Origin of the sequence: Vibrio sp. SG41-7 (assembly GCF_014164465.1) — a bacterium.
In the GTDB taxonomy this organism is placed as follows: domain Bacteria; phylum Pseudomonadota; class Gammaproteobacteria; order Enterobacterales; family Vibrionaceae; genus Vibrio; species Vibrio splendidus.
In genome coordinates, this window is the sequence record NZ_JACJFF010000477.1 from 1 (window position 1) to 217 (window position 217).

Genomic DNA, 217 nt, shown 5'->3' on the forward strand with positions numbered 1-217 from the left:
CCTTACAATCTGAAGCTTAGAGGCTTTTCCTGGAAGCATGGCATCAATGACTTCACTACCGTAGTAGCTCGACATCGTATCTCAGCGTTAATGAAAGTCCGGATTTACCTAAACTTTCCGCCTACGTACTTGAACCTGGACAACCGTCGCCAGGCCCACCTAGCCTTCTCCGTCCCCCCATCGCAATTGTAAGAAGTACGGGAATATTAACCCGTTT

At 48.4% G+C, this 217-nt stretch carries 1 rRNA gene; it reads right to left on the reverse strand.

Going from position 1 to position 217, the window contains the following annotated elements:
* A 23S ribosomal RNA gene (locus H5300_RS27650) occupies positions 1–217 on the reverse strand; the annotation flags it as partial.